General features: G+C 68.8%; 4 protein-coding genes. All 4 read left to right on the forward strand.

The window, feature by feature from the left end:
- The coding region (locus tag HUK82_RS15030) for a glutamate ligase domain-containing protein (RefSeq protein WP_305144414.1) at nt 1-648 on the forward strand (648 nt) is incomplete at its 5' end.
- Nucleotides 645-2,012: a UDP-N-acetylmuramoyl-tripeptide--D-alanyl-D-alanine ligase gene (locus tag HUK82_RS15035; protein ID WP_176614724.1), complete on the forward strand. Its 1,368-nt coding sequence runs from the start codon at nt 645-647 to the stop codon at nt 2,010-2,012. The genes HUK82_RS15030 and HUK82_RS15035, both read left to right, overlap by 4 nt.
- Nucleotides 2,013-2,021: 9 nt before the next feature.
- On the forward strand, nt 2,022-3,119 hold the full coding sequence (gene mraY / locus HUK82_RS15040) for a phospho-N-acetylmuramoyl-pentapeptide-transferase (RefSeq protein WP_176614725.1): 1,098 nt from the start codon (nt 2,022-2,024) through the stop codon (nt 3,117-3,119).
- Nucleotides 3,116-3,860, forward strand: a 745-nt coding sequence (locus HUK82_RS15045) for a Mur ligase family protein (RefSeq protein ID WP_256127046.1), incomplete at its 3' end; no start/stop codon positions are given. The genes mraY and HUK82_RS15045, both read left to right, overlap by 4 nt.

Genomic DNA, 3,860 nt, shown 5'->3' on the forward strand with positions numbered 1-3,860 from the left:
CCCGAAGGCCAGACGCTGGCTCTGGACGTCGGCGGTGCGCGGCGGACGATCGTCCTGCCGCTTCTGGGCCGGTTTCAGGTCGACAACGCGCTGCTCGCCGCCGCTCTGGCCGGACCGGACGAGGCCGACGTAGACCGCGCGCTGGACGGATTGGCGACCTTGCGCGGCGTACGCGGCCGCATGGAGCGCGCGGTCCTTCTGCCCAACGGTGCGGCCGCCTACGTGGACTACGCCCACACGCCCGACGCCCTGCACCGGCTGCTCGACGCCGTGCGGCCACACGCCACGGGCCGGGTGATCTGTATCTTCGGGGCCGGCGGCGACCGCGATCGCGGCAAGCGTCCGCTGATGGGCGCCGTCGCCGCGGCACAGGCCGATGTCGCCATCGTCACCGACGATAACCCGCGTTCAGAGGATCCGGCCTCGATCCGGCACGCGATCCTGGAGGCCGCACCCGGCGCGATTGAGATCGGCGACCGGGCCCGGGCGCTCGCGGAAGGACTGGCGATGCTGCGGGCGGGCGACCTGCTGGTCGTCGCGGGCAAGGGCCACGAGCAGGGACAGATCGTCGGCGGCGTGGTCCATCCGTTCGACGACTGCGCGACCCTGCGCACCCTCGCGGGTCAGGCCCCGTCGGTGTACGCATGAGCGCGCTCTGGACCCGTGCGGATCTGGAACGCGCCACCGGCGGCCGGTTCGCCGGCGCCGATGACGTGGCGGTGACCGGTGTATCGATCGACACGCGCACCGTGCAGCCGGGCGACCTGTTCATCGCGCTCGTCGGTGACAACAGCGACGGCCATGCCCATGTCGCCGCGGCCTTCGAGCGCGGTGCGGCCTGCGTCATGGTGCACGACGCGCGGGCGACGCAGGACCCGCGCGCGCTGGTCGTGCCCGATACCCTGGCCGCCCTCGGTGCGCTGGGCGTCTTTGCGCGCGCCCGTTTCGGCGGCCGTGTCGTCGCCATCACCGGCAGCGTCGGCAAGACGACAACCAAGGAGATGCTGCGCACGGCGCTGGGTGCTTATGGTCCTACCCATTTTTCGGTCGCCTCCTACAACAATCACTGGGGCGTTCCGTTGACTCTGGCGCGCATGCCACCGGAGGCGCCGTTCTGCGTGGCCGAGGTGGGTATGAACCACCCGGGCGAGATCGCGCCGCTGGCTGCCATGATCCGCCCCGACGTCGCGGTGATCACCACGATCGCGGCCCAGCATATCGGCAATATGGGCAGTCTCGACGCGATCGCGCGGGAGAAGGCGAGCCTTCTGGCAGCACTTCGCGGGGGCGTGGCCGTCGTGCCGATGGACGCCCCCGGACAGGACCGGCTCGACGAGGCCGCGCGACAGGGCGACGCCCGCATTCTGCGTGTGGGCTCCGGGGACGCAGCCGACATCCGGCTGGACGATGTTCATCTGCGCCCGGACGGCAGCGCCTTTCGCGTCACCGTGGAGGGTCGGGACAACGCCGTCACCCTGGCCGCGCCGGGCGCCCATCTCGCGCGCAATGCCGCACTGGCGATCGGTGCGCTCGTCGCACTGGACCTCGCCCCCGCCCCCGGCATAACGGCGCTGGCGACGTTCCGACCGGGTGACGGGCGCGGTGCACTGCGCCCCGTCCTTGCCGGCGCGGCCCAGCTTCTGGACGAAAGTTATAACGCGTCCCGTATTTCGACCATCGCGGCGCTCGAAGTGCTGGGGCTTCTGCCGTCCGCCCGCCGCGTGGCCGTTCTGGGGGACATCCGCGAGCTGGGGACCTTTGCCGAGGCCGAGCATCTGGCCCTGCTGCCGGCCGTCACGGCGAACGTCGACCTGCTTTTTTGCTGCTGTCCCCACATGAAGGGGCTTTTCGACGCGGCGCCAGAGGCTATACGCGGCGCGTGGGCACCGGACGCCGCGAGTCTGGCGCCGCATGTGGTGACAGCGCTTCGACCGGACGACGTGGTTCTGGTCAAAGGCAGCCTGGGCAGCCGCATGCGTGATGTCGTGTCCGCCCTGACGACTGGGAGATGAAGCGGAGCGATGCTCTATAACCTGATCGCGGCCCATGACGGCGGCGTGCACACCACCACGATCTTCAATGTCTTCCGCTACATCACCTTCCGCTCGGGTGGTGCGTGCCTGACCGCGCTGATCATAAGTCTGGTGCTCGGCAACCCACTGATCGCGCGCCTCAAGCGCATCCAGCGCGGCGGCCAGCCGATCCGCGCCCTCGGGCCGGAGCGTCACGTTCTGGAAAAGGCGGGCACGCCCACGATGGGCGGCATGCTGATCCTGATCGCCTGGTTCGTCGCAACCCTGCTGTGGGCGGACCTCAGCAACGGTTTCGTCTGGGGCGTGCTGCTGATCACGGCCGCGTTTGGCGCGGTGGGGTTCTGGGACGACTACCTCAAGCTATCCAAGCGCAACACGAAAGGCGTGTCGGCACGCACGCGACTGGGCATCGAGTTCGGGGTGTCGCTTGCCGGTGGCTGGTGGCTTGAACATCTGATGCCCGCCGAACTGGCGAACCAGCTGGCCTTTCCGTTCATCAAGGACCTTCTGCTGCCTCTGGGTTTCGCCTTTCCGCTGTTCGCCATGCTGACGATCGCCGGTTTCGGCAACGCGGTGAACTTTACCGACGGGCTGGACGGGCTGGCCATCGGCCCGGTGATCATCGCAGCCCTGGTGTTCTCTCTGATCGCCTATCTGGTCGGCAACCACGTCTTCGCGGATTACCTTCAACTGCACGCCGTGCCGGGCACGGGCGAACTGGCGGTGTTTCTGGCAGCACTGATCGGCGCGGGCCTCGGCTTTCTCTGGTTCAACGCCCCCCCGGCGGCCGTGTTCATGGGCGATACCGGATCGCTCGCGCTGGGCGGTGCCCTTGGTTCGGTCGCCGTGGCGGTCAAGCATGAACTGGTCCTGTGCATCGTGGGCGGCCTGTTCGTCCTTGAAACGGCGTCGGTCGTCATTCAGGTCTTCTGGTTCAAGCGTACGGGGCGGCGTGTGTTCCTGATGGCGCCCCTGCATCATCATTTTGAAAAACTCGGCTGGCAGGAGCCCAAGATCGTGATCCGGTTCTGGATCGTCGCGATCGTGCTTGGCCTGTTCGGGCTGGCGACGCTGAAAATCCGATGACCGCGTTCCCACCCACCCTGCTCGCGGGGCAGCGCTTCGCCGTTCTCGGGCTCGGCCGTAATGGCGAAGCCAGCGTGCGCGCGCTGGCCGCCATGGGCGCCGAGGTGGTGGCGTGGGATGATTCCGATACCGCCCGGGCGGCGGTCGGCGCCCTGCCTATCGGCGCGCGGATCGCGCCGATCGCGGATCTCGCGACGGTGGATGCGCTGGTCCTTTCGCCCGGCATTCCCCATCGCGGCGAACGCGCCCATGGCGTGGCGGCCGCCGCCGTTGCCGCGGGCCTCCCGGTGCTCTCCGACGCGGAAATCCTCTTTCGCGCGGTTCGGGCAGCCGGCTCCCGGGCCCGTTTCGCCGCCATTACCGGTACGAACGGCAAGTCAACGACGACCGTTCTGCTGGCCCACCTGCTCGAGCGCGCCGGTTTTCCGGTCGCCGCCGGCGGCAATCTTGGCCCCGCCGCCCTCTCCCTGCCGCTTTTGCCCGATAACGGCGTCTATGTGCTTGAGATGTCGTCCTACATGCTCGAACGGCTGGACCAGTTCCACGCCGATGTCGCCTGCCTGCTGAACCTGACGCCCGATCATCTGGATCGACACGGCGACATGGCGGGGTACGCCGCGGCCAAGGCCCACATTTTCGATCACCAGGGACCTGACGATCTGGCCCTGGTCGGCCTGGGCGATGCCGCGTGCGACACGATTGCGGCGACCCTGGCCGCACGCGGCGTGCCGGTCCTGCGCG

The organism is Ameyamaea chiangmaiensis (assembly GCF_013376175.1).
Lineage (GTDB): Bacteria > Pseudomonadota > Alphaproteobacteria > Acetobacterales > Acetobacteraceae > Ameyamaea > Ameyamaea chiangmaiensis.

Bases quoted from the DNA above. Each gene is read 5' to 3' on its own strand.
- HUK82_RS15035 (WP_176614724.1), top strand. From the start codon at position 645: ATGAGCGCGCTCTGGACCCGTGCGGATCTGGAACGCGCCACCGGCGGC.
- mraY (WP_176614725.1), top strand. From the start codon at position 2,022: ATGCTCTATAACCTGATCGCGGCCCATGACGGCGGCGTGCACACCACC.